Annotated in this window: 21 protein-coding genes and 1 tRNA gene; 14 read left to right on the top strand and 8 right to left on the bottom strand. The window is 66.7% G+C overall.

What is annotated here, in order from left to right:
- Position 1: 1 nt before the first annotated feature.
- Complete coding sequence (gene trpE / locus WG901_RS05155; RefSeq protein WP_339585934.1) at positions 2-1,525, bottom strand: anthranilate synthase component I; 1,524 nt, start codon at positions 1,523-1,525, stop codon at positions 2-4.
- An 8-nt stretch (positions 1,526-1,533) separates the two neighbouring features.
- Positions 1,534-3,465 carry a peptidylprolyl isomerase gene (locus WG901_RS05150; protein ID WP_339585933.1) on the bottom strand — a complete coding sequence of 644 codons (1,932 nt, stop codon included), beginning with the start codon at positions 3,463-3,465 and terminating at the stop codon, positions 1,534-1,536.
- 210 nt (positions 3,466-3,675) lie between these two features.
- Between WG901_RS05150 and tpiA the strand changes: the two genes are divergently transcribed.
- The 3 genes from tpiA to WG901_RS05135 all read left to right on the top strand — a co-directional run bounded on the left by tpiA (position 3,676) and on the right by WG901_RS05135 (position 6,686).
- The gene (gene tpiA, locus WG901_RS05145) at positions 3,676-4,437 is read left to right on the top strand and encodes a triose-phosphate isomerase (protein WP_339585932.1); all 762 of its coding nucleotides are present in this window, start codon (positions 3,676-3,678) and stop codon (positions 4,435-4,437) included.
- A 96-nt stretch (positions 4,438-4,533) separates the two neighbouring features.
- Complete coding sequence (gene secG, locus WG901_RS05140) at positions 4,534-4,923, top strand: preprotein translocase subunit SecG (protein ID WP_339585931.1); 390 nt, start codon at positions 4,534-4,536, stop codon at positions 4,921-4,923.
- A gap of 131 nt (positions 4,924-5,054) precedes the next feature.
- On the top strand, positions 5,055-6,686 hold the full coding sequence (locus WG901_RS05135; protein ID WP_339585930.1) for a CTP synthase: 1,632 nt from the start codon (positions 5,055-5,057) through the stop codon (positions 6,684-6,686).
- Positions 6,687-6,955: 269 nt separating this feature from the next.
- On the opposite strand, the gene WG901_RS05130 is transcribed toward WG901_RS05135, so the two are convergent.
- Positions 6,956-7,432, bottom strand: a complete 477-nt coding sequence (locus tag WG901_RS05130; RefSeq protein WP_339585929.1) for an Hsp20 family protein — start codon at positions 7,430-7,432, stop codon at positions 6,956-6,958.
- Positions 7,433-7,584: 152 nt separating this feature from the next.
- Here WG901_RS05130 and grxC point away from each other — a divergent pair, with 152 nt between their 5' ends.
- The 5 genes from grxC to WG901_RS05105 all read left to right on the top strand — a co-directional run bounded on the left by grxC (position 7,585) and on the right by WG901_RS05105 (position 9,610).
- Positions 7,585-7,848, top strand: a complete 264-nt coding sequence (gene grxC / locus WG901_RS05125) for a glutaredoxin 3 (protein WP_339585928.1) — start codon at positions 7,585-7,587, stop codon at positions 7,846-7,848.
- Complete coding sequence (locus WG901_RS05120; RefSeq protein ID WP_339585927.1) at positions 7,845-8,660, top strand: carbon-nitrogen hydrolase family protein; 816 nt, start codon at positions 7,845-7,847, stop codon at positions 8,658-8,660. The genes grxC and WG901_RS05120 overlap by 4 nt, the downstream gene beginning before the upstream one ends.
- A 9-nt stretch (positions 8,661-8,669) precedes the next feature.
- Positions 8,670-9,143, top strand: a complete 474-nt coding sequence (locus tag WG901_RS05115) for a DUF1178 family protein (RefSeq protein ID WP_339585926.1) — start codon at positions 8,670-8,672, stop codon at positions 9,141-9,143.
- Between the two features lie 58 nt (positions 9,144-9,201).
- A tRNA-Arg gene (locus WG901_RS05110) sits at positions 9,202-9,278 on the top strand.
- Between the two features lie 68 nt (positions 9,279-9,346).
- The gene (locus WG901_RS05105; RefSeq protein ID WP_339585925.1) at positions 9,347-9,610 is read left to right on the top strand and encodes a HigA family addiction module antitoxin; all 264 of its coding nucleotides are present in this window, start codon (positions 9,347-9,349) and stop codon (positions 9,608-9,610) included.
- A gap of 304 nt (positions 9,611-9,914) precedes the next feature.
- On the opposite strand, the gene WG901_RS05100 is transcribed toward WG901_RS05105, so the two are convergent.
- Positions 9,915-10,229 (bottom strand): hypothetical protein, encoded by a 315-nt coding sequence (locus WG901_RS05100; protein WP_339585924.1) that lies wholly within the window; start codon positions 10,227-10,229, stop codon positions 9,915-9,917.
- A 233-nt stretch (positions 10,230-10,462) separates the two neighbouring features.
- Here WG901_RS05100 and WG901_RS05095 point away from each other — a divergent pair, with 233 nt between their 5' ends.
- The 5 genes from WG901_RS05095 to WG901_RS05075 all read left to right on the top strand — a co-directional run bounded on the left by WG901_RS05095 (position 10,463) and on the right by WG901_RS05075 (position 14,708).
- The gene (locus WG901_RS05095; protein WP_339585923.1) at positions 10,463-10,777 is read left to right on the top strand and encodes an FtsB family cell division protein; all 315 of its coding nucleotides are present in this window, start codon (positions 10,463-10,465) and stop codon (positions 10,775-10,777) included.
- 252 nt (positions 10,778-11,029) lie between these two features.
- Positions 11,030-12,040 carry a pyruvate dehydrogenase (acetyl-transferring) E1 component subunit alpha gene (gene pdhA, locus WG901_RS05090; RefSeq protein WP_339586648.1) on the top strand — a complete coding sequence of 337 codons (1,011 nt, stop codon included), beginning with the start codon at positions 11,030-11,032 and terminating at the stop codon, positions 12,038-12,040.
- The gene (locus WG901_RS05085) at positions 12,040-13,452 is read left to right on the top strand and encodes a pyruvate dehydrogenase complex E1 component subunit beta (RefSeq protein WP_339585922.1); all 1,413 of its coding nucleotides are present in this window, start codon (positions 12,040-12,042) and stop codon (positions 13,450-13,452) included. The genes pdhA and WG901_RS05085 overlap by 1 nt, the downstream gene beginning before the upstream one ends.
- A gap of 4 nt (positions 13,453-13,456) precedes the next feature.
- The gene (locus tag WG901_RS05080; protein ID WP_339585921.1) at positions 13,457-14,095 is read left to right on the top strand and encodes a hypothetical protein; all 639 of its coding nucleotides are present in this window, start codon (positions 13,457-13,459) and stop codon (positions 14,093-14,095) included.
- A gap of 79 nt (positions 14,096-14,174) precedes the next feature.
- Positions 14,175-14,708, top strand: coding sequence for an EF-hand domain-containing protein (locus tag WG901_RS05075; RefSeq protein ID WP_339585920.1), 534 nt, complete (start codon positions 14,175-14,177; stop codon positions 14,706-14,708).
- On the opposite strand, the gene trmFO is transcribed toward WG901_RS05075, so the two are convergent.
- The 3 genes from trmFO to gyrA are packed head-to-tail and all read right to left on the bottom strand — an operon-like array spanning position 14,705 to position 19,207.
- Positions 14,705-16,042: a methylenetetrahydrofolate--tRNA-(uracil(54)-C(5))-methyltransferase (FADH(2)-oxidizing) TrmFO gene (gene trmFO, locus WG901_RS05070; RefSeq protein WP_339585919.1), complete on the bottom strand. Its 1,338-nt coding sequence runs from the start codon at positions 16,040-16,042 to the stop codon at positions 14,705-14,707. The genes WG901_RS05075 and trmFO overlap by 4 nt on opposite strands.
- 25 nt (positions 16,043-16,067) lie before the next feature.
- Positions 16,068-16,421 (bottom strand): DUF952 domain-containing protein, encoded by a 354-nt coding sequence (locus tag WG901_RS05065; protein ID WP_339585918.1) that lies wholly within the window; start codon positions 16,419-16,421, stop codon positions 16,068-16,070.
- On the bottom strand, positions 16,418-19,207 hold the full coding sequence (gyrA, locus tag WG901_RS05060) for a DNA gyrase subunit A (protein WP_339585917.1): 2,790 nt from the start codon (positions 19,205-19,207) through the stop codon (positions 16,418-16,420). The genes WG901_RS05065 and gyrA overlap by 4 nt, the downstream gene beginning before the upstream one ends.
- Before the next feature lie 295 nt (positions 19,208-19,502).
- On the opposite strand from gyrA, the gene WG901_RS05055 reads away from it, so the two are divergent.
- Positions 19,503-20,897, top strand: coding sequence for a hypothetical protein (locus WG901_RS05055; protein WP_339586647.1), 1,395 nt, complete (start codon positions 19,503-19,505; stop codon positions 20,895-20,897).
- Positions 20,898-20,988: 91 nt separating this feature from the next.
- Here WG901_RS05055 and WG901_RS05050 read toward each other — a convergent pair whose 3' ends face one another.
- A complete protein-coding gene (locus WG901_RS05050; RefSeq protein WP_339585916.1) occupies positions 20,989-21,642 on the bottom strand; it encodes a carbonic anhydrase in 654 nt (217 codons plus the stop codon).
- Positions 21,643-21,685 lie beyond the last annotated feature (43 nt).

Here is a 21,685-nt window from a genome sequence, read left to right as displayed (position 1 = left end):
CCTACTGCCCGAACCCCGCCTCGCTGGCCACGCGCACGGCCTCGCGCGCGGCGGCGATCAGCGCTCCGGCCTTGGCCTCGCACTCGCGCTGTTCGTATTCGGGATCCGAATCCGCGACTATGCCGGCGCCGGCCTGGACGTGGAGCACCCCGTCCTTGACGATGCCCGTGCGGAGAACGATGCAACTGTCGACCGAGCCGTCGGGCGCGAAATAGCCGACGCCGCCGGCATAGGCGCCGCGCGTCTCGGGCTCGAGCTCGGCGATGACCTGGCAGGCGCGGACCTTGGGCGCGCCGCTGACCGTGCCCGCGGGAAAGCCCGCGAAGACCGCGTCGATCGCATCGTGCTTGCTCGTGTCGAGCTTGCCCTCGACGTTCGAGACGATGTGCATGACGTGGCTGTAGCGCTCGATCGTGTAGCTCTCGGTCACCTTGACGCTGCCGGCGCTGGCGACGCGGCCGACGTCGTTGCGGCCGAGGTCGAGCAGCATCAGGTGCTCGGCGCGCTCCTTGGGATCGGCGAGCAGGCTGGCTTCGTTGGCGCGATCCTCCTCGGGCGTCTTGCCGCGCGGGCGAGTGCCGGCGATCGGCCGGATCGTCACGTCGCCGTCGCGCACGCGCACGAGGATCTCGGGGCTCGAACCGACCGCGGCGAAGCCGGGCAGGTCGAGGAAGTAAAGGAACGGCGAGGGGTTCACCCGGCGCAGCGCGCGATAGAGCGCGAGCGGCGGCAGGGTGAACGGCGTGGTGAAGCGCTGCGCGAGAACGACCTGGAAGATGTCGCCGGCCTCGATGTAGTCCTTCGCGCGCAGCACCATCGAGCGATAGGCGCCTTCGGCCAGGGTCGGCGTCAGGGCAGGCTCGGGCAAGGTCGCGTCGGTGATCGCTGCGGGGGCAGCGCTGGCCAAGCGATGCAGCGCAGCGTCGATCCGCTCCTGCGCCTGGTCCAGCGCGCGCTCGGGCGCGGCGTCTGACGGCCAGACCGGCGCGACGCAGAACAGCGCGTCGCTCAGGCGGTCGAACACAAGGATCAGGGTTGGCCGCACGAACAGCATGTCCGGCAGCTCGAGCGCGCTCTGCGGCGCCCGCGGCAACTTCTCGACCAGGCCGATGGTCTCGTAGCCGAAATAGCCGACGAGGCAGGCGAGCGCGGGCGGCAGTGCGGCCGGAACGTCGATGCGGCAGGTCTCGACCAGGCCGCGCAGTTCGGACAGTGCGTCACCGGCGAGTGGGGCGAAAGCTGCGCGATCACCCTGCCATTGGCGGTTGATCTCGCAGGCATGCCCGGTCGCGCGGAACACGAGGTCGGGATCGAGCCCAAGCAGGCTGTAGCGCCCGCGCACCGCGCCGCCCTCGACCGATTCGAGCAGGAAGTCACCGCGGCCCGGCTCGATCAGCTTCACCGCGGCGCCTACCGGCGTCTCGGTATCGGCGATCAGCCGGCGCCAGACGAGCGCGGGCTTGCCTTCGGCGAGCGCGGTGGCGGCGGTGTTCCAGTTCTCGAGACGGCCAGACGAGGTAGACATGGCTGGCGTCAGTTGCTGCCGTTGAGCTGGTTGCGCAGCGCCTTGATCGCAGCCTCGTCGCGCTCGACCTTCACTTCGGCGCGGATCGCACGGCGCAGGCTCTCGGCACATTCGTTGCCGACGAGCTGACCCAGCTCGCGCTGTGCCGCCGGGATCAGCGTCGCGCTGGCGGCCGGCGGCGGCGTGACGATATCCTTGAGCGAGACGACGAACCAGCCGCGGTTGCCGTCGGCCGGCAGCAGCTTGGTCGTGCCCTTGGCCATCGAGAACAGCAGCACGAGCGGCGGCGGCGGGCGCTGACCGTTCTGCGTGAGTTGCTGGCGGTTCATGGCGATCGTCTGCACCGGCGGGATCGCCAGCTTGAGATTGGCGACCGCCTGGGCCAGCGGGACGCCCTTCTTGGTTTCGGCGAGCAGCTTTTCGGCAGCGGCCTTCGCCGCGCTCGAACCGCGCTCGATCAGGAAGGCCGTGGCGACGTCGGTCTTGATTTCGGCCAGCGGCGCGGCGGCCGACGCGGCGATGTCGCTGACGTCGAACACGACGAAGGTCTTGTTGGCCTCGGCCTCTGCCACCTGCGGCTCGTTTTCCTTCTCCATCGCAAAGGCGGCCGAGGTGATGCGTGCGAGCACCGGCGGCAGGGCCTCGCTCGGATTGACGTAGGACTTGCCGTCGGCGGTCAGCGCCGGCGTGGTCTGGATCGTGAGGCCCAGCTCCTTGGCTGCATCGGCCAGGTTGCCGCCCTTGTCGAATTCCTCTTCGAGCCGTGCGGTCAGGTCACCCAGCGCGGCGCGGCGCTTGGCGGCTGCGAGCTGCGGGACGATCTCGCCGCGCACCTGGTCGAGCGTGCGGGCGGGCCGTGCGTCGACGCGGTCGACGTGGATCAGATGCCAGCCGATCGTGCTGCGCGCGGGGGCTGCGAGCGAGCCTTCGGCGGCGGCAAAGGCCGCGTCGGCGACTGCCGAGCTGCTCGTGCGGGCGAGATCGGCCTTGTTGGTCGGCGGCAGTTCGCCGGCCGACAGGCCCTTTTCCGAAGCGGCGGCCTTGAGCGTCTTGCCCTTGGCCACTTCGGCCGCGACGGCGCGCGCGGCGGCCTCTGTCGGCAGGACCAACTGAGTGAGGATGCGCGCCTCGGTGGCCGCGTACTGTGCCTTGTTGCTGTTGTAGAACGCTGCGATCTCGGCGTCGCTGGGCGCTGCCAGGTTCTTGAGCGCTTCGTCGCCGAAGGTCGCATAGCGGATCACGCGGCGCTCGGGGCGGATGAACTGGTTGCGGTGGCTGGCGTAGAAGTCTGCCAGTTCCTTGTCCGTCGGCGGAGTCTTGGGCGCGAACAGCGGCGCGGGCAGCAGGGCGATCGCGCCGTTGCGCGTTTCCTGGAGCAGCGCGGTGTAGCGCGTCGCGAGTTCGCGCGGGACGATCGCGCCGAACGAGGCGGGCTGCAGGATCTGGCGCGCGATCAGGCCCTGGGCCAGATCGTCGCGGACCAGCTTCTCGCTGATGCCGCGCTGGGCCAGGAGCTGGCGGAAGGTGGTTTCGCTGAACTTGCCGTCGAGGCCACGGAAGGCGGGGATCTTGGTGATCTCGCTATCCACCAGGCGATCGCTCGCGACGATGCCGTGGCGGCTTCCGAAGACCGACAGCGCTGTCCGATCGATCATGTCGTCGAGCACGCGTTCGATTCCGCCTTGGGCGACGAAGCCCTTCATCGACAGGCGCGGGTTCTGCTGGCGCATGTTTTCGAGCGCGTTGCTCACCGCCTGATTGAGATCGCTGGCGGCGAGCTTCTGCCGGCCGACCGTGGCGACCTTGTCCCCACCGCCGCCGGTATTGCGAAAGCCGGCGATGTCTCCCGCGGCAAAAGCGAAGGCGATCAGCCCCAGGAACAGCAGGGCGAAAACCGCGCCGTACTTGGACGTGATGAAATTTCGGAAGAACTGCAGCATGGGGCAACCGCTTGTCAAAGCGCCCGGAAGGGTCCTTCCGAGCCGGGTTGGCTGCCTTTAGGAGGCAATCGGCATTCCCGCAATGCCCGCTCGCCGCAGCGCTGTGGGCTTTGCAACATAGGCTTTTGACAAGCGCGACGCCGCTGGAATAGCTGCGCCTGAAGATAGGCGGCCTATCGCAAGAGATTCGGTCCGCAATGAGGGAATTTAATGGCTGGTCTGCCTTACATCGTCGGTAACTGGAAAATGAACGGCACGCGGGCGATGCTCGCCGAAGCGCGCGCGATCGATCGCGCTGCGAGCCGGTTTCCTGGCGTGCAGGTCGCGCTGGCGCCGCCGTTCACCCTGGTGAACGCCATGCGCGAAGCCGCATCGGACATCGGTGTGGGCGGGCAGGACTGTCACGTCCAGGCCAGTGGTGCCTTCACCGGCGACGTCTCGGCCGCGCTGCTGGCCGATGCCGGCGCCGATTTCGTCATCGTCGGTCACAGCGAGCGCCGCGCGCTCCACGGCGAGACCAACCAACTGGTTCGCGACAAGGCCGAGGCTGCCCAAGCTGCGGGTCTCGGCGTCATCCTCTGCGTCGGCGAGACCGAGGCCGAACGGGATTCGGGAAGCGCCGAAACGGTGGTGACCGATCAACTCGCCGGCTCGCTGCCGCAGGGCGAGGAGGCGGCGGCGAAGCTGTCGGTGGCCTATGAGCCGGTCTGGGCGATCGGCACGGGCCGCGTGCCTTCGGTCGGCGATGTCGGTGCGATGCACCGTGCGATTCGCGAGAAGCTGACCGCGACCTATGGCGAGGCCGGCGCGGCCGTGCGCATTCTCTACGGCGGCTCGGTCAATGCCGGCAATGCCTCGGAGCTGTTGGCGGCCGATGAGGTCGGAGGGGCGCTGGTCGGCGGGGCGAGCCTTACGGCCGAGGCCTTCACCGCGATCATCGGTGCCGCCGCGGCGCTGGCCGAGCAGGCGTGAACCCCGGGAGACGTTGGAATGGCAGTGCGCGCGGGTTGCGCCCGGGCGCTCTAGCCCCTAGATGCGCGCCAGCTTCTTTCATGATATCCGGATAGCATGTCGATCATCATCTTCCTTACGGTCGTTCAGGCCCTGATCGCGGCGGCACTCGTCGGCGTGATTCTGATGCAGCGCTCAGAAGGCGGCGGGCTCGGCGTCGGCGGCAGCCCCTCGGGCTTCATGTCGGCGCGCGGTGCGGCCGACTTCCTGACGCGCTCGACCGCAATCCTGGCGACGCTGTTCGTCCTGCTCAGCATCGTCCTCGCGGCGATGGCTGCCGGTGGCTCGTCGGGTCGCAAGATCGACACTTCGCTCGATCGCAGCGCCCCTGTGGCCCCGGCACCGGTCGATCCGCTCGCCGGCGCGGCGCAGCCCGGCGCTCCGGCGCCGGTCGCGGCCCCTTCGCCTGCGGCGAACGATCCGCTGGCGGACGCTGCCAAGAAGTAATCACAAGGTCGTATCGAGACAGCGCTGACCCGTTTCGAGCGGGTCGCGGTCGGCTAGCTGTGGATTCCTGCAGCCGGCTGGCCGCAGCGCGCTTGCTCTTCCCCCCCACTACCCACTAAGGCTCAATTCCCATGGCGCGGTATATTTTCATCACCGGCGGCGTGGTCTCCTCGCTCGGCAAGGGTCTCATGGCGGCGAGCCTCGCGGCTCTGCTGCAGGCACGCGGTTTCCGCGTCCGCATCCGCAAGTTCGACCCCTATCTGAACGTCGATCCGGGGACGATGAGTCCCTACCAGCACGGCGAGGTCTACGTGACCGACGACGGCGCCGAGACCGACCTCGATCTGGGCCACTACGAGCGGTTCACCGGCGTTTCGGCTCAGCAGTCGGACAACATCACCTCGGGCCGCATCTATCGCGACATCATCGCCAAGGAGCGCCGTGGCGACTACCTCGGTGCGACCGTCCAGGTCGTCCCGCATGTCACCGACGAGATCAAGGCCTTCGCCCTGGCTGACGAAGACGGACTCGACTTCATCCTCTGCGAGATCGGCGGCACTGTCGGCGACATCGAGGGCCTGCCTTTCGTCGAGGCGCTGCGCCAGCTGCGCAACGAGCTCGGCCGCGAGCGGACCTGTGCGGTCCATGTCACGCTGGTGCCTTACATCGCCGCCGCTGGCGAGCTGAAGACCAAGCCGACGCAGCATTCGGTGCGCGAGCTGGCGGGTCTCGGCGTTCAGCCCGATATCCTGCTGTGCCGTTGCGAGAAGCCGCTGCCCGACAGCGATCGCGCCAAGATCGCGCTGTTCTGCAACGTGCGCAAGGAAGCGGTGATTCCAGCGCTCGACGCGCCCAGCATCTACTCGGTGCCGCTGCAGTATCATGCCGAGGGCCTCGACGCCGAAGTCCTGCGTCACTTCGGCCTGGACTCGGTCGCGCCGGTTCTGTCGCGCTGGGAAGACATCGTCGACCGTCACCTGAACCCCGAGGGCGAGGTGACCATTGGTGTGGTCGGCAAGTACGTCGGTCTCCCCGATGCCTACAAGTCGCTTAACGAGGCGCTGACCCATGGTGGCATGGCCAACCGCGTCAAGGTCAACATCCGCTGGATCGACGCCGAGCTGTTCGAGAAAGGCGATGCCGAGATCGCCGCGCTGCTCGAGCCGATGCATGGCATTCTCGTGCCCGGCGGCTTCGGCGAGCGCGGCAGCGAGGGCAAGATCGCCTCGGTCCGCTTTGCACGCGAACATCAGGTGCCGTTCTTCGGCATCTGCCTGGGCATGCAGATGGCCTGCATCGAGGGTGCGCGGAACACCGCGGGCATAGCCGAGGCCTCGTCGACCGAATTCGGCGAGACCAAGGAGCCCGTGGTCGGCATCATCACCGAATGGATGAGCCCTGAAGGCCAGCAGACCCGCGCTGCGGGCGGCGACCTTGGCGGCACGATGCGGCTGGGCGCCTATGAGGCGAAACTCGCGGGCAATAGCCGCGTCGCCTCGATCTATGGTGCGACCACGATCTCCGAGCGCCACCGTCACCGTTACGAGGTGAACGGCGCCTATCGCGAAGCGCTCGAGCAGGGCGGTCTGGTATTTTCGGGCATGTCACCCGACGGGCTTTTGCCCGAGATCGTCGAGCGGCCCGACCATCCGTGGTTCGTCGGCGTGCAATTCCATCCCGAACTCAAGAGCAAGCCGTTCGATCCGCATCCGCTCTTTGCCGGCTTCGTCGAGGCGGCTTTGCGACAGGCGCGCCTTGTCTAGCGACGAATGGAAGTCCCACCTGGGGCTAAGTGCACTTTTGAACTAACCTCTTGTAAGGATTTTTTGCTAATTGCCTCTCGCAGGCAATAGCAAAGCACCGACAGCGATGCCTCGTTCTCGAGGTGCTGGCTACGGCCTGAAGAAACTTGCCTTCGGGTGATCGTCATCAGCGACCCGGACGATCACATGGGGGCTAGGGCGGCGTGAAAGCGTCGCGGGGGCGGGCCAATCCCGGGCTCGCCCCCAAATCCTCAAAACATTACGATGACTTAGGCGGCCTGGTCGGTCGCATCGTCCTTGGTGCCGGTCTCCACGATCGACAGCGGCTTCTGTCCGCCGATCGCGATCTTCTTCGGCTTCATCGCCTCGGGCACTTCGCGCACGAGGTCGATCACCAGCAGGCCGTCCTCGAGATTCGCGGCGTCGACGCGCACGTAGTCGGCCAGTTCGAAGCGGCGATCGAAAGCGCGCTGGGCGATGCCGACGTGCAGGAACTGTCCGCTTTGTTCATCGGCGGCCTTGCGGCCCTGGACGACGAGCAGGTTCTGCTGCGCGGTGATGTCGATTTCGTTGGGTTTGAAGCCGGCGACGGCGAGGGTGATGCGATAGGCCTCGTCGCCGCGGCGCTCGATGTTGAACGGGGGGTACTTGTCGTCACCACCCTGGCCCTGCTTCTCGAGCAGGTCGAACAGGCGGTCGAAGCCGACCATCGAGCGGCGATAGGGGGTGAAGTCGAAACGGTTCATGGCACAAATCCTCGCTTGAGCAATTTTCCAAAGGGAAGCCCGAAAGCGGCGCTTCCTCGAGATGCGTGTCCTGCCCAGAGCGGCGCATGACAGCGTTTGGAGATATGATAGCGCGCCTCCCTTTCAAGAGGGCCGTTTCGAGAGGTCTGCCGATGTCCGCACCGAAAATTGAAATCTACACCAAGTGGGGTTGCCCCTATTGCGTCGCCGCCAAGCAGCTGCTCGACGGCAAGGGCCTGGCCTATACCGAATACGACATCACCATGGGCGGCCCGAAGCGCGACGAGATGCGCGAACGCGTGCCCGGTGCGATGACCGTGCCGCAGGTGCTGGTCGACGACGTCGCCTATGGCGGCTTCGACGACATCTCGGCGCTCGACCGCCAGGGCAAGCTCGACCCGGTGCTCGGCCTTTGAAGCGCATCGCCGTTCTGCAGATGACTTCGGGCATCGATCCCGAGGTTAATGCCCGTACAATCGTCAAGGCGTTCGACACCGCCAGGGCCAGCGCGGTGAAGATGCTGTTCACGCCCGAGATGTCGGGGCTGATCGATCGCGATCGCAAGCGCGCGGTCGGCAAGATCGTCGCCGAGGGCGAGGATCGCGTGCTTGCCGCCGTGCGCGAGGCGGCGGCCAAGTCGGGCATCTGGGTGACGATCGGCTCGCTGGCGATCCTGCGCGAGGACGGCCGCTGGGCCAATCGCAGTTTCGTGATCGACGGCAGCGGCGAGATCGTCGCGCGCTATGACAAGATCCACATGTTCGACGTTGACCTGGCGACGGGCGAGTCGTGGCGGGAATCGAACGCCTATGTCGCGGGCGACGCGGTGGTGACCGTCGAGACGCCGCTTGGCCGGCTCGGCCTGGCGATCTGTTACGACATCCGCTTCCCCGCGCTGTTCGAGGCGCTGGGCAATGCGCGCTGCGACGTGATCGCGATTCCTGCGGCTTTCACCGTGCCCACGGGCAAGGCGCACTGGCACCTGCTCCAGCGCGCCCGCGCGGTCGAGGCCAGCGCCTATGTCGTCGCTGCGGCCCAGGTCGGGCAGCACGAGGACGGCCGAGCGACTTACGGCCACAGCCTGGTCATCGATCCCTGGGGCGAGGTTCTGCTCGATCTGGGCGAGGCCGAAGCCGGCATCGGTTTCGCCGAACTCCATGCCGAGCGGATCGCCGACGTACGCGCGCAGCTTCCAAGCCTTGCCAACCGTCGCGATATCGCCATTTAGGCCTCTGTCATGATTGTGTTCGATCTCCAATGCCGCGAGGCGGGCCACCGTTTCGAGGGGTGGTTCGGCTCTTCGGGCGATTTCGTCGCACAGCAGGAACGCGGACTGGTCTCTTGTCCCGAATGCGGTTCGGCCGAGGTCATCAAGTCACCCATGGCGCCGAACCTCGGGCGGAAGGGCAACCAGCTCGCGCCGGTGCCGGTCGCATCGTCCCCCGCCCAGCCGATGACCAAGGCACCGATGCCCGCCGAGGCAATCAAACTGATGCATGCGCTTCACGCCATGCAGGCCGAAGCGCTCAAGGATTCGCGCTGGGTCGGCGACAAGTTCGCCGAGGAATCGCGCGCCATGCACTATGGCGAGCGTGACGCCGAGATCATTCACGGCCAGGCCACCCGCGAAGAGGCCGAGGCGCTGGCGGACGAGGGCATCGAGGTCGCGCCGCTACCCTTCCCGGTGGCGCCGCCCGGCGAAGCCAACTGAGCCATCAGGCCGCACCGGATTGCCTTGCGCGTGCCGCCCGTCTAACACGCGCCACGGCGCGCCCGTAGCTCAGCAGGATAGAGCATCAGATTCCTAATCTGGGGGCCACAGGTTCGAATCCTGTCGGGCGCACCAGTTCCTCCTCGAGTTGTCGCGATGGTGTGGACCGGCTAATGCCGGTATCGGGGCGGAGACGAGAACCTATGATCGAGCCCGAGATATCGCTGGCGCTACATCCGGGAGACTGGTTCCGCACGGCGATCGTCGAGCCTTATGGCGTCGACCTGATCGAACTGGCCCACCATCTCGGCTTCACCCGCGAACATCTCACGGCCTTGTTGCACGGTGTGCGGCCGCTCGATCACGTCAGTGCAGTGCGTCTGGAAGAAGCGTTTGGGGTCAGTTCGGAATGGCTGCTGCGAATGCAGGAAAGTTTCGATCTGGCCCAGGCCGGTCAGCGCGGTTAGGCGAGCGTTCTGCGCGCATGGGTCGGCTCGTCGCACGACGTAACCGGTCGTCGCGCAATTCGTCCTCATAGTGGAGCACGTGAGCCAGCGGCGCGCCGAGAAAATACATCTGCTCCGATGCGGTCATGCATAGCCCAGCGCCGGATTCATATCCCGGCGACCGATCGTTGTTACCCTCAATCCAGAGCATTGGCACTCCTGTCCAGCACCCGCTGAAGCGCCGATATGACCGAAGCGTTCCGCGACCGCGAGCGCTGCGATGACGAAGCGCCCTGCCTATCGGTCGAATGCCGCAGTGCAGCGATCAATGCTGCCGATACATCCATATCTTCGCGTTTTCCGCGTCGACGGCATCCGACATCGACATCTCGCCGGCTTCCGAACGGCGCATCATTTCAGCCAGGACCGAAGCGGGATCTTCGGCCTCGATCTCGTAGATCGCGAGGTAGGGGGCAGGCTGCGGATGCGGCGTGACGGGAATGGCGTCGAAGCGGCGGCCGGCGGTCACGCCGGGCAGGGCGCAAATCTCGTTGAGGTGCGTTCCGTCGTACCACGCGTTGAAGTCGGCATCGCGGCCTTCCCTGGCGCTGCTCGTGACCACCATCAGAAACTTGCCCATCGTCCATCCTTCCCGTCGTTCGGCTGCTCCGGCGGGGGGTCCCGAGGGGCACCATCGGCGCGGAGGTCTGACATTTCGCGAAGCGGTCGTCCAGCCTTGCAGGCAGCGCGGAAAGGCCGTTGGAGGGTTATCCGCAGCCATCTTCGCGGAGGAAAGAACGATTTCCCGTGAAGTCCTTGAACGAACTGTCGAAAACCGCTTGAACCGGCGAATCAACTGTGATTCTGTTAATCATGATCAAGAAAACGCGCACCGAACCGAAACTCGCCCGGGAAAGACTGGTGCAGGGCGGCGCGCTCGTGTGTCTGCTGATCATGGCGGGCTATTCGCTGGCCGGGCCCAGCGGCGTGCTCGCATGGGCCGAGAACCAGCGCCTTCTGGCAGAGCGTCGCGCCGAAGTGGTGGTCCTGACCAAGGAGCGGGACGAACTGCGCAACCGTGTCGCACTGCTCGATCCGCGTAACATGGACCCCGATCTTGCCGGCGAACTGCTGCGCAGCAATCTTAACGTTGCGCATCCGGATGAAATGGTGATGCTGATCCGCTGACGGCGTTCGCGATGTTATTGCCTTGGTGCTGATCCTATCGCGCCGTGCCTATCGCCACGGCGACGTTGTGCTTATATCCAATCGCGAATCTGCCAGAAGGGACAGCAATTGGCCAAACCTGCCAAAAGCGGCACCGTCGCCGCTGCCAAGAGCAGCGCCGTGAAAAGCGGCACCGCTGCGACCAAGCGCCGTGCCGCGCCGGCGAAGAAGGCTGAACCGGCCTTCGTCGAAGCCGGCGACGATAACTTCACGCTGCGCAGCCTTCAGGAAGCGCACGGCAACGAGAAGCGCTACCAGGCGAGCGACGAGGAGCTGCTCGCGTTCTACGAACAGATGCTGCTGATCCGCCGCTTCGAGGAGCGTGCCGGCCAGCTCTACGGCCTCGGCCTGATCGGCGGCTTCTGCCATCTCTACATCGGCCAGGAAGCCGTTGCGGTCGGGCTCCAGTCGGCACTCGACAGTAGCAAGGACTCGGTGATCACCGGCTACCGCGATCACGGGCACATGCTCGCCTATGGCATCGATCCCAAGGTCATCATGGCCGAGCTGACAGGGCGCCATTCGGGCATCTCGCGCGGCAAGGGCGGCTCGATGCACATGTTCAGCGTCGAGCATCGCTTCTACGGCGGCCACGGCATCGTCGGCGCGCAGGTCTCGCTCGGTGCGGGCCTCGCCTTCGCGCACAAGTACCGCGAGGACGGCGGCGTCTGCCTCGCCTATTTCGGTGACGGCGCGGCCAACCAGGGCCAGGTCTACGAGAGCTTCAACATGGCTTCGCTGTGGAAGCTGCCGATCATCTTCGTGATCGAGAACAACGGCTATGCCATGGGCACTGCGGTCAAGCGCGGCTCGGCCGAAACCGAGTTCTACCGTCGCGGCACGGCCTTCCGCATCCCCGGCATGGACGTCAACGGCATGGACGTGCTCGAAGTGCGCCAGGCAGCGGAGATCGCGCTCGACTATGTCCGCCAGGGCAACGGTCCGGTGCTGATGGAGCTCAACACCTATCGCTATCGCGGCCACTCGATGTCGGATCCGGCCAAGTACCGCACGCGCGAGGAAGTGAACGAGGTCCGCGAGAAGTCCGACCCGATCGAGGGCGCCAAGAAGGAGCTGATCGCGCGCGGGATCTCCGAGGACAAGCTCAAGGACATCGACAAGCGCATCCGCGCGGCCGTCTCCGAAAGCGCCGACTTCGCCGAGAATTCGCCCGAGCCCGAGGCGTCCGAACTCTACACCGACGTTCTGGTGGAGCGCTACTGATGGCGATCGAACTGAAGATGCCCGCGCTCTCGCCCACGATGGAAGAGGGCAAGCTGGCCAAGTGGCTCGTCAAGGAAGGCGACGAGGTCAAATCGGGCGATATCCTCGCCGAGATCGAGACCGACAAGGCGACGATGGAATTCGAGGCGGTCGACGAAGGCACGGTCGGTAAGATCGTGGTCGCCGAGGGCACCGATGGGGTGAAGGTCGGCACGGTCATCGCGCTGATCCAGGGCGAGGGCGAGGAAACGCCGGCACCCGCCGCAAGCAAGTCCGAGGAAAAGCCTGCGGTTGAGTCCAAGGATGAGGAGCCCGAGGCTGAGGCCAAGCCCGCCGAGGCCGAAGCGCCGAAGAAGGCCGAGACGGGCACCGCGCAGCTCGCCAGCGATGCCAAGCCCGCGCAGGATCCCGCGATCCGTTCGGGCACCAACATGAAGAGCGCCACCGTCCGCGAGGCCCTGCGCGACGCCATGGCCGAGGAAATGCGCCGCGACGACCGCGTCTTCGTGATCGGCGAGGAAGTGGCCGAGTACCAGGGCGCCTACAAGGTGACCCAGGGGCTGCTCGAGGAATTCGGCCCCAAGCGGGTGATCGACACGCCGATCACCGAATACGGCTTCGCCGGTATCGGTACGGGCGCGGCGATGGGCGGCCTGCGCCCGATCGTCGAGTTCATGACCTTCAACTTCGCGATGCAGGCGATCGACCACATCATCAACTCGGCGGCCAAGACCAACTACATGTCGGGTGGCCAGATGCGCTGCCCGGTCGTGTTCCGCGGTCCCAACGGCGCGGCGGCCCGCGTCGGCGCGCAGCACAGCCAGAACTACGGCCCTTGGTATGCCTCGGTTCCCGGCCTCGTCGTGATCGCGCCTTATGACGCTTCGGACGCCAAGGGCCTGCTCAAGGCGGCGATCCGTTCGGAAGACCCCGTAGTCTTCCTCGAGAACGAGCTTGTCTACGGTCGTTCGTTCGAACTGCCCGAACTCGACGATCACGTCCTGCCGATCGGCAAGGCGCGGATCGTGCGCGAGGGCAAGGATGTGACGATCGTGTCCTACTCGATCGGCGTCGGCCTCGCGCTCGAAGCCGCCGAGCAGCTTGCCGGTGAGGGCGTCGACGTCGAAGTGATCGATCTGCGCACCCTACGCCCGCTCGACACAGACGCGATCCTGACCAGCCTCAAGAAGACCAACCGCCTGGTCGTCGCCGAGGAAGGCTTCCCCGTCTGCTCGATCGCGTCGGAAGTGATCGCGGTCTGCATGGAGAAGGGCTTCGACGATCTCGACGCGCCGGTGCTGCGCGTCTGCAACGAGGACGTGCCGCTGCCCTATGCCGCCAACCTCGAGAAGGCCGCGCTGATAAATACCGACAAGATCGTCGCCGCGGTCAAGCAGGTCACCTATCGCTGAGGCCGTGAGCGGCGCGGAAGGTCTGGTCGGGGCGCTGCCGCCGTTGCAGCGCCTGGCACTGGCCTATGCGCCGGCGGCTGCGCGCGAGCCGACCCTGGCGCTGCTGGTGCTCGACCAGCGGTTGGCCGGTATCGTCCGCAATTCGCACGAGCCCTCGCTAGCGCAACTGCGCCTGGCATGGTGGCGCGAGCAGTTGCAGATCGATGCCGCGCAATGGCCGCGCGGCGAACCGTTGCTGGCCTTGCTCAAGTCCTGGAATGGCGGGCATCATGCCGCGGTCGAACTCGTCAACGGCTGGGAATACCTTACCGGCCCGGCGCCTTTGCCGGCGGCCGATCTGCTGGCCTTCGCGAACGGTCGCGGCGCGGCCTTCGCCGGGCTCGCGCGGGTGCTCGGCGCCGATCCCGCGCCCGCGCTCCAACTCGGTCGGCAGTGGGCGCTCGCCGATCTCGCCGCGCATGTCGCGCATCCCGAGGAGCAGGAAAAGGCGCGGTCGCTGCTGGCCATGGAAGGCAAGCCTCCGCGCGTTGCGCGCGCTTTGCGTCCGCTGACCGTGTTGCACGGACTGGCGGCCAAGGGGCGCGACGGGCAGACGCCGGCCGCGCTGCTTACCGCGCTGCGGCTCGGTCTGCTCGGGCGCTGATTGCGCGGTTTCGGAAGCACCCGCTGATTACTCCGCCGTGAAATGGTTCTAATGTCGGCGTCCGAAGGGGGACTTCGCCATGAACCGCATCCTTGTCGGGGCTCTCGCCGCCTTGCTGCTGACTGCGGCTGGCGTGTTCTGGTGGCAGGGCAGGGCCGCCACCGAACGCGGCGCGCCGCCGCCCGGCGCCGCACTCGCCAGCAGCACCGCGGCCGAGGCGCTGCCCACTGTCGACGGCAAGGGCCTGCGCGGCGCCCCGCCGCCCGAGGCTGACGAGTTTACCCGCGAGGAACGCCGCTTCAACCGCATCGACCGCGACCGCAACGCCGTCGTCACACGCGTCGAGATGCTGATCCCGCGCGCCGCCATGTTCCGCGCGCTCGACAAGGATGGCAACAATCTGCTGAGCTTCGAGGAGTGGGCGGTGAAGACCTCGGATCGCTTCCATGCCGCCGATCGCAACCGCGACCAGAAGCTCGACCGCGGTGAATTCGTCGCGACCCGGCCAAAGCCCGCGGCCGAGCCGAAATGCCAGTGCCGGCCCGCCGCTCGCCCGGCCCGGCACGCGCTCCCGCCGCCCGAAGACGGCGAAGATACCGATTCCGAAGTTTAGGCCGAGGTCAGATAGGCCTGCATGTCGGCCTTGGCCCGCGCCGTATAGGCTTCCTTGCGGCCCTTCTTCTTCACCTCGGGGCCGACCGGCGGGAACAGCCCGAAGTTGACGTTCATCGGCTGGTACGAATCCGCCTCGGCATCGCCGGTGATATGCGCGAGCAGCGCGCCCATCGCCGTCGTGCGCGGCGGGGCCTGCCAGTCCTGGCCGGCGATCTCGGCCGCGGTCATCAGCCCGGCGAGCAGGCCGACGGCCGAGCTCTCGACATAGCCTTCGCAGCCGGTGATCTGTCCGGCGAAACGCACGTGCGGCGCAGTCTTCAGGCGCAACTGGCGGTCGAGCAGTTCGGGCGAATTGAGGAAGGTGTTGCGGTGCAGCCCGCCGAGCCGCGCGAACTCGGCGTTCTCGAGCCCGGGGATCGTGCGGAACAGGCGGACCTGCTCGGCATGCTTGAGCTTGGTCTGGAAGCCGACCATGTTCCAGATCGTGCCGAGCTTGTTGTCCTGGCGGAGCTGGACCACGGCATGGGGCCAGCGCCCGTTCGGAAACTCCGGCGTGGCGCTATGCGGGTTGTCCAGGCCGACGGGCTTCATAGGACCGAAGCGCAGGGTTTCGATCCCGCGCGAGGCCATGACCTCGATCGGCATGCAGCCGTCGAAGTAGGGGGTGTTCGCCTCCCATTCCTTGAACTCGGTCTTCTCGCCTGCGATCAAGCCGGCATGGAAGGCCAGGTACTGCTCCTTGGTCATCGGGCAGTTGATGTAGTCCTTGCCGCCCTTGTCCCAGCGCGCGGCCATCCAGCAGACGTCCATGTCGATCGAATCGCGATAGACGATCGGCGCGATGGCATCGAAGAAGGCGAGGCTGTCGGCGCCGGTGGCCTGGCCGATCGAGCCGGCGAGCGCCTCTGCGGTCAGCGGTCCGGTGGCGACGAGGGTGAGGCCGGATTCGGGCAGGCGATCGATCCGCTCACGCACGATCTCCAGGGTTGGTTGCGCGGCGAGGGCGGCCTCGACCTCGGCAGAGAACACGTCGCGATCGACCGCGAGTGCGGAGCCCGCGGGTACTTGCGCCTTCGCCGCCGCGGCCATGATCAGCGAATCGCACTGGCGCATCTCGTGATGGAGCAGGCCGACCGCGTTCTTGTCGGAATCGTCCGAGCGGAACGAGTTCGAGCAGACGAGTTCGGCGAGAGCATCGGTCTGGTGCGCGGGGCTCCGTTCGCCGGTCCCGCGCATTTCCGAAAGCCGTACGCGCAGCCCGCGCTTGGCGAGCTGCCACGCAGCCTCGCTGCCGGCGAGCCCGCCGCCGATGATATGAACGTCATGAGTCATGGATGGGCCCTTAGCGCCGGAGCGCCTAGCCCGCCACCGGCAGCTTCACCTTGCCGGCCTCGTCGCGCTCGAGCGGGCCATAGGCGATCACCGCCGAGAGCGGCAGTGCGGCGTAGATGTGCGGGAAGAGCGCGCCACCGCGCGAGGGTTCCCAGACCACGGCCTCGCCGAGCACCGGCAGGTCGACGGCAGCAACCTGTAATTCGCTCTGGCCGGCGAAGTGCTTGGCCACGGTTTCGTCGAGCTGGTCGGCGGTCGAGAGGTGGATATAGCCGTCGGCCACATCCACCGGTGCGCCCGCGAAACTGCCGTCGCCTTCCAGGGCCGCCATCTGATCGGCGGTCAGAACCTTATAGGCGACGGCGGGCTTCGTGCTCATTGCTCCGGCTCGTCACCGATGTCCTGGTCGCGGACCGGTTGATCCTCGACCGGTGTGGTCTCGGTCAGGCCGGCGATCTCGTCGGCGACCATTTCCTCGGCGACGTTCTCGGGCTCTTCCTGTTCGTCGAGGCGCACGGCGCTGACCACATGTTCCTGGTCGGCGACGTTGAACAGCCTCACGCCGGCAGAGCCGCGGCCGATGACGCGCAGGCTGTCGAGGCCGAGACGGATCAGCTTGGCCTGGTCGGTCACCAGCATCAACTGGTCGGCCCGGCTCGCCGGGAAGCTCGCGACGACCGGACCGTTGCGGCCGATGTTGTCGATGTTGGTAATGCCCTGGCCGCCGCGACCGGTCCGGCGATACTCGTAGGCCGAGGACAGCTTGCCGTAACCGTTGGCGCAGACCGTGAGGACGAACTGCTCGCGTTCGGCGAGTTCGGCATGACGTTCGGCGCTCATCGTCGGTTCGCCGTCCTTCTCGCCCTTCCACGGCGCGAAGCGCAGATAGTCCTCGCGCTCTTCCTGGTCGGTCACACCGACACGGTGGAGGATCGACAGCGAGATGACCTCGTCGTCGCCCTTGAGCGCCATGCCACGCACGCCGGTCGAGGTGCGGCTCTGGAATTCGCGGACGTCCTCGCCCGAGAAGCGGATCGCCTTGCCCTGGCGGCTCGCCAGCAGCACGTCGTCACCGGGCTCGAGCAGCGCGACGCCGATCAGGCGATCGGCCGAATCGTCTTCGAAGCGCATGGCGAACTTGCCGTTCGACGGGATATTGGCGAAGGCGTCCATCGAGTTGCGGCGGACGTTGCCCTTGGCCGTCGCGAAGACGACGTTGAGCTTGCCCCATTCGCTTTCATCTTCGGGCAGCGGCAGCACCGTTGCGATCGTCTCGTCCTTGTCGAGCGCGGGCAGCAGGTTGACGATCGGGCGGCCGCGCGTGGTCGGCCCGCCTTCGGGAAGGCGCCAGACCTTGAGGCGATAGACCTTGCCCGCGGTCGAGAAGAACAGCACGGGCGTGTGCGTCGAGGTGACGAACATCGTCCCCACGGCGTCCTCGTCCTTGGTCGCCATGCCGGCGCGGCCCTTGCCGCCACGGTTCTGCGCGCGGAAGGTCGAGAGCGTGGTGCGCTTGATATAGCCGTCGAGCGTGATGGTCACGACCATCTCCTCGCGCTCGATCAGGTCCTCGTCGTCGATGCCGTCGGCGGCGGGGACGATTTCGGACAGGCGTGGCGTGGCGAAGGCCGCGCGCACCGCGACGAGCTCTTCGCGCATCACGGCATAGAGCTTCACGCGATCGGCCAGGATCTCCAGATAACCACGGATCGCGATGGCCAGCTCTTCGAGCTCGCCGCCGATCTCGTCGCGGCCGAGCGCGGTCAGGCGGTGGAGGCGCAGGTCGAGGATCGACTTCACCTGGACTTCGGAGAGGCGATAAGTACCGCCCTCCTGCTCGGCGTCGGGTTCGATCGCCTCGACCAGGCGGATATACTGGGCGATCTCGCCGATCGGCCATTCGCGTGAAAGCAGCGCGGCGCGCGCCGCGGCCGGGTTCGACGAACCGCGGATGATCTTCACCACCTCGTCGAGGTTGGTCACCGCAACGACGAGACCGAGCAAGATGTGCGCACGGTCGCGCGCCTTGTTGAGCTCGAACTTGGTGCGGCGGGTGATCACCTCCTCGCGGAAGGTGATGAACGCCTGGATGATGTCGCGCAGCGCCAGTGTCTCGGGACGACCGCCGCGGATCGCCAGCATGTTCGCCGGGAACGACGACTGCGCCGGCGTGTGCCGCCAGAGCTGGTTGAGCACCACTTCGGGCGTGGCGTCGCGCTTCAGTTCGACGACCACGCGCACGCCGAGGCGGCTCGATTCGTCGCGGATGTCGGAAACGCCCTCGATCCGCTTGTCCTTGGCGGCTTCGGCGATCTTCTCGACCAGGCCCGACTTGCCGACCTGATAAGGGATCGAGGTCAACACGATCGAACGGCGATCGCCGCGGCCTTCCTCGATCTCGTGGCGGCAGCGCTGGATGATCGAGCCTCGGCCGGTGTTGTAGGCCGAGCGTGCGCCGGCGGTGCCGAGGATCAGCGGCGCGGTCGGGAAGTCCGGGCCCGGGATGATCTCGATCAGTTCGTCGGTGGTGATCGCCGGGTTGTCCAGCATGGCGAAGCAGCCGTCGATCACCTCGCCGAGGTTGTGCGGCGGAATGTTGGTCGCCATGCCGACGGCGATGCCGCCGGCGCCGTTGACCAGCAGGTTCGGGAACCGTGCGGGCAGGACGGTCGGCTCCTGGCGCGAACCGTCGTAGTTGTCGATGAAGTCGACCGTATCCTTGTCGAGATCGTCGAGCAGCATGTTGGCGACGCGCGCCAAGCGCGCCTCGGTGTAACGCATCGAGGCCGGCGGATCGGGATCCATCGAGCCGAAGTTGCCCTGGCCGTCGATCAGCGGCACGCGCAGCGACCAGTCCTGGGTCATGCGCGCCAAGGCGTCGTAGATCGCGCTGTCGCCGTGCGGGTGATAGTTGCCCATCACGTCGCCGACGATCTTCGCCGACTTGCGATAGGGCCGGCCGGCGACCATGCCGCCTTCCTGGCTGGCGAACAGGATGCGGCGGTGGACCGGCTTGAGACCGTCGCGCACGTCGGGCAGCGCGCGGCTGACGATCACGCTCATCGCGTAGTCGAGATAGCTGGTCTTCATTTCGTCGACGATGTCGACGCGCTGGAACTCACCCAGGGGGTGTGGGTTCTCCGGAATCTGGCTGTCTTCGCTCACGCCGGGTTAGCTTGCTTTGTTGCCGGGAAATGTCATCGCACGGCCCTAGGCGAAGGGGTGGGGGAATGCCAGCCGAAGCGTACGTCGAGGTCCCGCGAATGCGGGGTTTTCCACACCTCCCGCGCTGAATATGAACGGATGAGACAAATGGGATTAAATCGCCGTTCAGCGGTATCCCGCTAGCGGCAGACCGGTTGCCAAGCCGACGTTTCGACGTCATCAGCGCAGGCGGAAGTTTCACACAGGTGCGGCGGACCTCCTCCCCCCGCTGCTGCTTTCAAGGAGAGACGTGAAGATGATCCGGAACACCACCGCGAAACGTGGCACTCTGTTCTCGCGCACTGCACTCGGCCTCGCGCTGACGCTGGGCGTTTCGGCCGGCGCCTTCGTCGCGCAGCCGGCTCTGGCCGCCAAGAAGACCGAGCCATCGGGGCCGAAGATCGAATTCTCCAAGCCCTTCGCCGCCGCGGCTGCCGCGCTCGACAAGACGCTGGCCGACGCTGCGAAGACGCCGCCGGCTGGCGCGCAGGCAGTCAAGGCCGCGGGCACCAACGCCCAGGCCAAGGCCGCTGCGGTCGCGCAGCTCGATACCGAGCTCGGCGGGGCCAAAGCCAAGCTCGATGCCGCTGCCGCCGCCGCCTCGACCCCCGGTGACAAGCTCAAGCTCGGCGAGATGACGCGCACCTATGGCGTGCTCACCGAAGACATCGCACTTCAGCATCAGGGCCTGGTCCTGATGATCGACAGCGGTGTGCTCCAGCCGGCGATGGCCGGACAGGTCCAGTTTCTCGCCGGCGTCACCGCCTACCAGAAGCAGGACTATGCCGGCGCGGTTAAGTATCTCGAGCCAGCCAAGGCCTCGGGCTATCAGGACCAGCAGGGCCTGCTCGATCGCGTGCTGGCCGATGCCTACAAGCGCACGGGCAACACCGCGGCACCGCTGCAGATGGCGCAGCGCGACATCGCTGCGGCCAAGGCCGCCGGCACCAAGCCGAGCGAAACCTCGATCCGTACCGCGCTGCAAGCCGCCTATGACACGAAGCAGGCCGCCCCGGCGACCGAGCTCGCGATCGAGCTCGTGCGCTACTATCCCTCGGCGGGTGCCTGGAGCAATTCGATCAACGTGGTGCGCCAGCTCTCGAGCTACCAGAAGCAGGAGAACCTCGACCTGATGCGCCTGATGTCGCGCTCCGGGGCGATGACGACGCGCAACGACTATCTCGAATACATCGAGAACGCCGATGCGCGTGCGCTTCCGGGCGAAGTGCTCAAGGTGATCGAGGCCGGTATCGCATCGGGTAAGATCGGCGCGGGCGACGTTGCCGAATACCGGCAGATCGCCAACGCCGCGGCTTCGGCCGACCGGGCCAGGCTACCGCAGTACGAACGCGAGGCCCGTGCGGCAAACGCATCGGCGGTGAGTGTCAACGCCACGGCGGACACGTTCCTCAGCTATGCCGACGCTGCCAAGGCCGAGGCCTTCTATACGATCGCGCTGGCCAAGTCGCCGGCCGACCCGAACCGCGTGCTCACGCGTCTGGGTATCGCCCAGACCGATCTGGGCAAGACGGCCGAAGCCCAGGCGACCTTCGCCAAGGTGCAGGGACCGCGCAAGCCGATCGCGCAGTTGTGGTCGGCCTATGCCGCTTCGAAGGGCGGGGCCGCCGCGCCGGTCGCCACCGCACAGTAAGCTCTGCGCCAGACCGCAAAAAGAAAGGGCGACGGGAAACCGTCGCCCTTTTTCGTTGTTGCCTTGCCGCTATCGGGCGTCGGCGAGGGGCCTATTCGACCGGTGCGAAGGTCCCGGCCGCCTCGTCGAGCACGTGGAGCTGGCCGTCCGAGATCGCGAAGAAGGCGCCGCGCAGCTTGAGCGTGCCTTCGCGCTCGCCCTTGCGCACGCAGGGGAAGCTGCGCAGGTTGGCCAGGCTGACCTTGACGCCCGCCTGTTCCATCGCGCGTTCGGCGTCGCGGCCCTCGGTGCCGTATTGCGCGGCGACTTCATCGCGCGCTTCGTCGAACAGGCCGATCCAGTCGGCGATGAAGCCGCCTTCGCCGCGCGGGGCGCCGCGCAGGCTCTGGTTCAGCGCGGCCTTGCAGCCGCCGCACATGCCGTGGCCCATGACCACGATCTCTTTGACCTTGAGCACCTGCACCGCGAATTCGAGCGCGGCCGAGACGCCGTGGATGCCGGGGCTGGTTTCGAACGGCGGCACCAGCGCGGCGACATTGCGCACGACGAAGATCTCGCCAGGGTCCACGTCGAAGATCTGCGCGGGATCGACGCGGCTGTCCGAACAGGCGATGACCATCACCTGCGGTTCCTGCGACTGGCTGAGCTGATCCCAGCGTTCGCGTCGCCGCGCCCAGCCGGTCTGGCGGAAGCGCCGATAGCCGTCGATCAGGTGGGCGAGCTCGGGTGTGGTGTGCTGGGTCATGTTTCGCCTATTGGTACTGAACTTTGCCACTGGCAAGGGGGCG

It is taken from the genome of Novosphingobium anseongense, assembly GCF_037482895.1.
GTDB classification, from domain to species: domain Bacteria; phylum Pseudomonadota; class Alphaproteobacteria; order Sphingomonadales; family Sphingomonadaceae; genus Novosphingobium; species Novosphingobium anseongense.
This window is presented reverse-complemented; position numbering and strand designations above follow the sequence as displayed.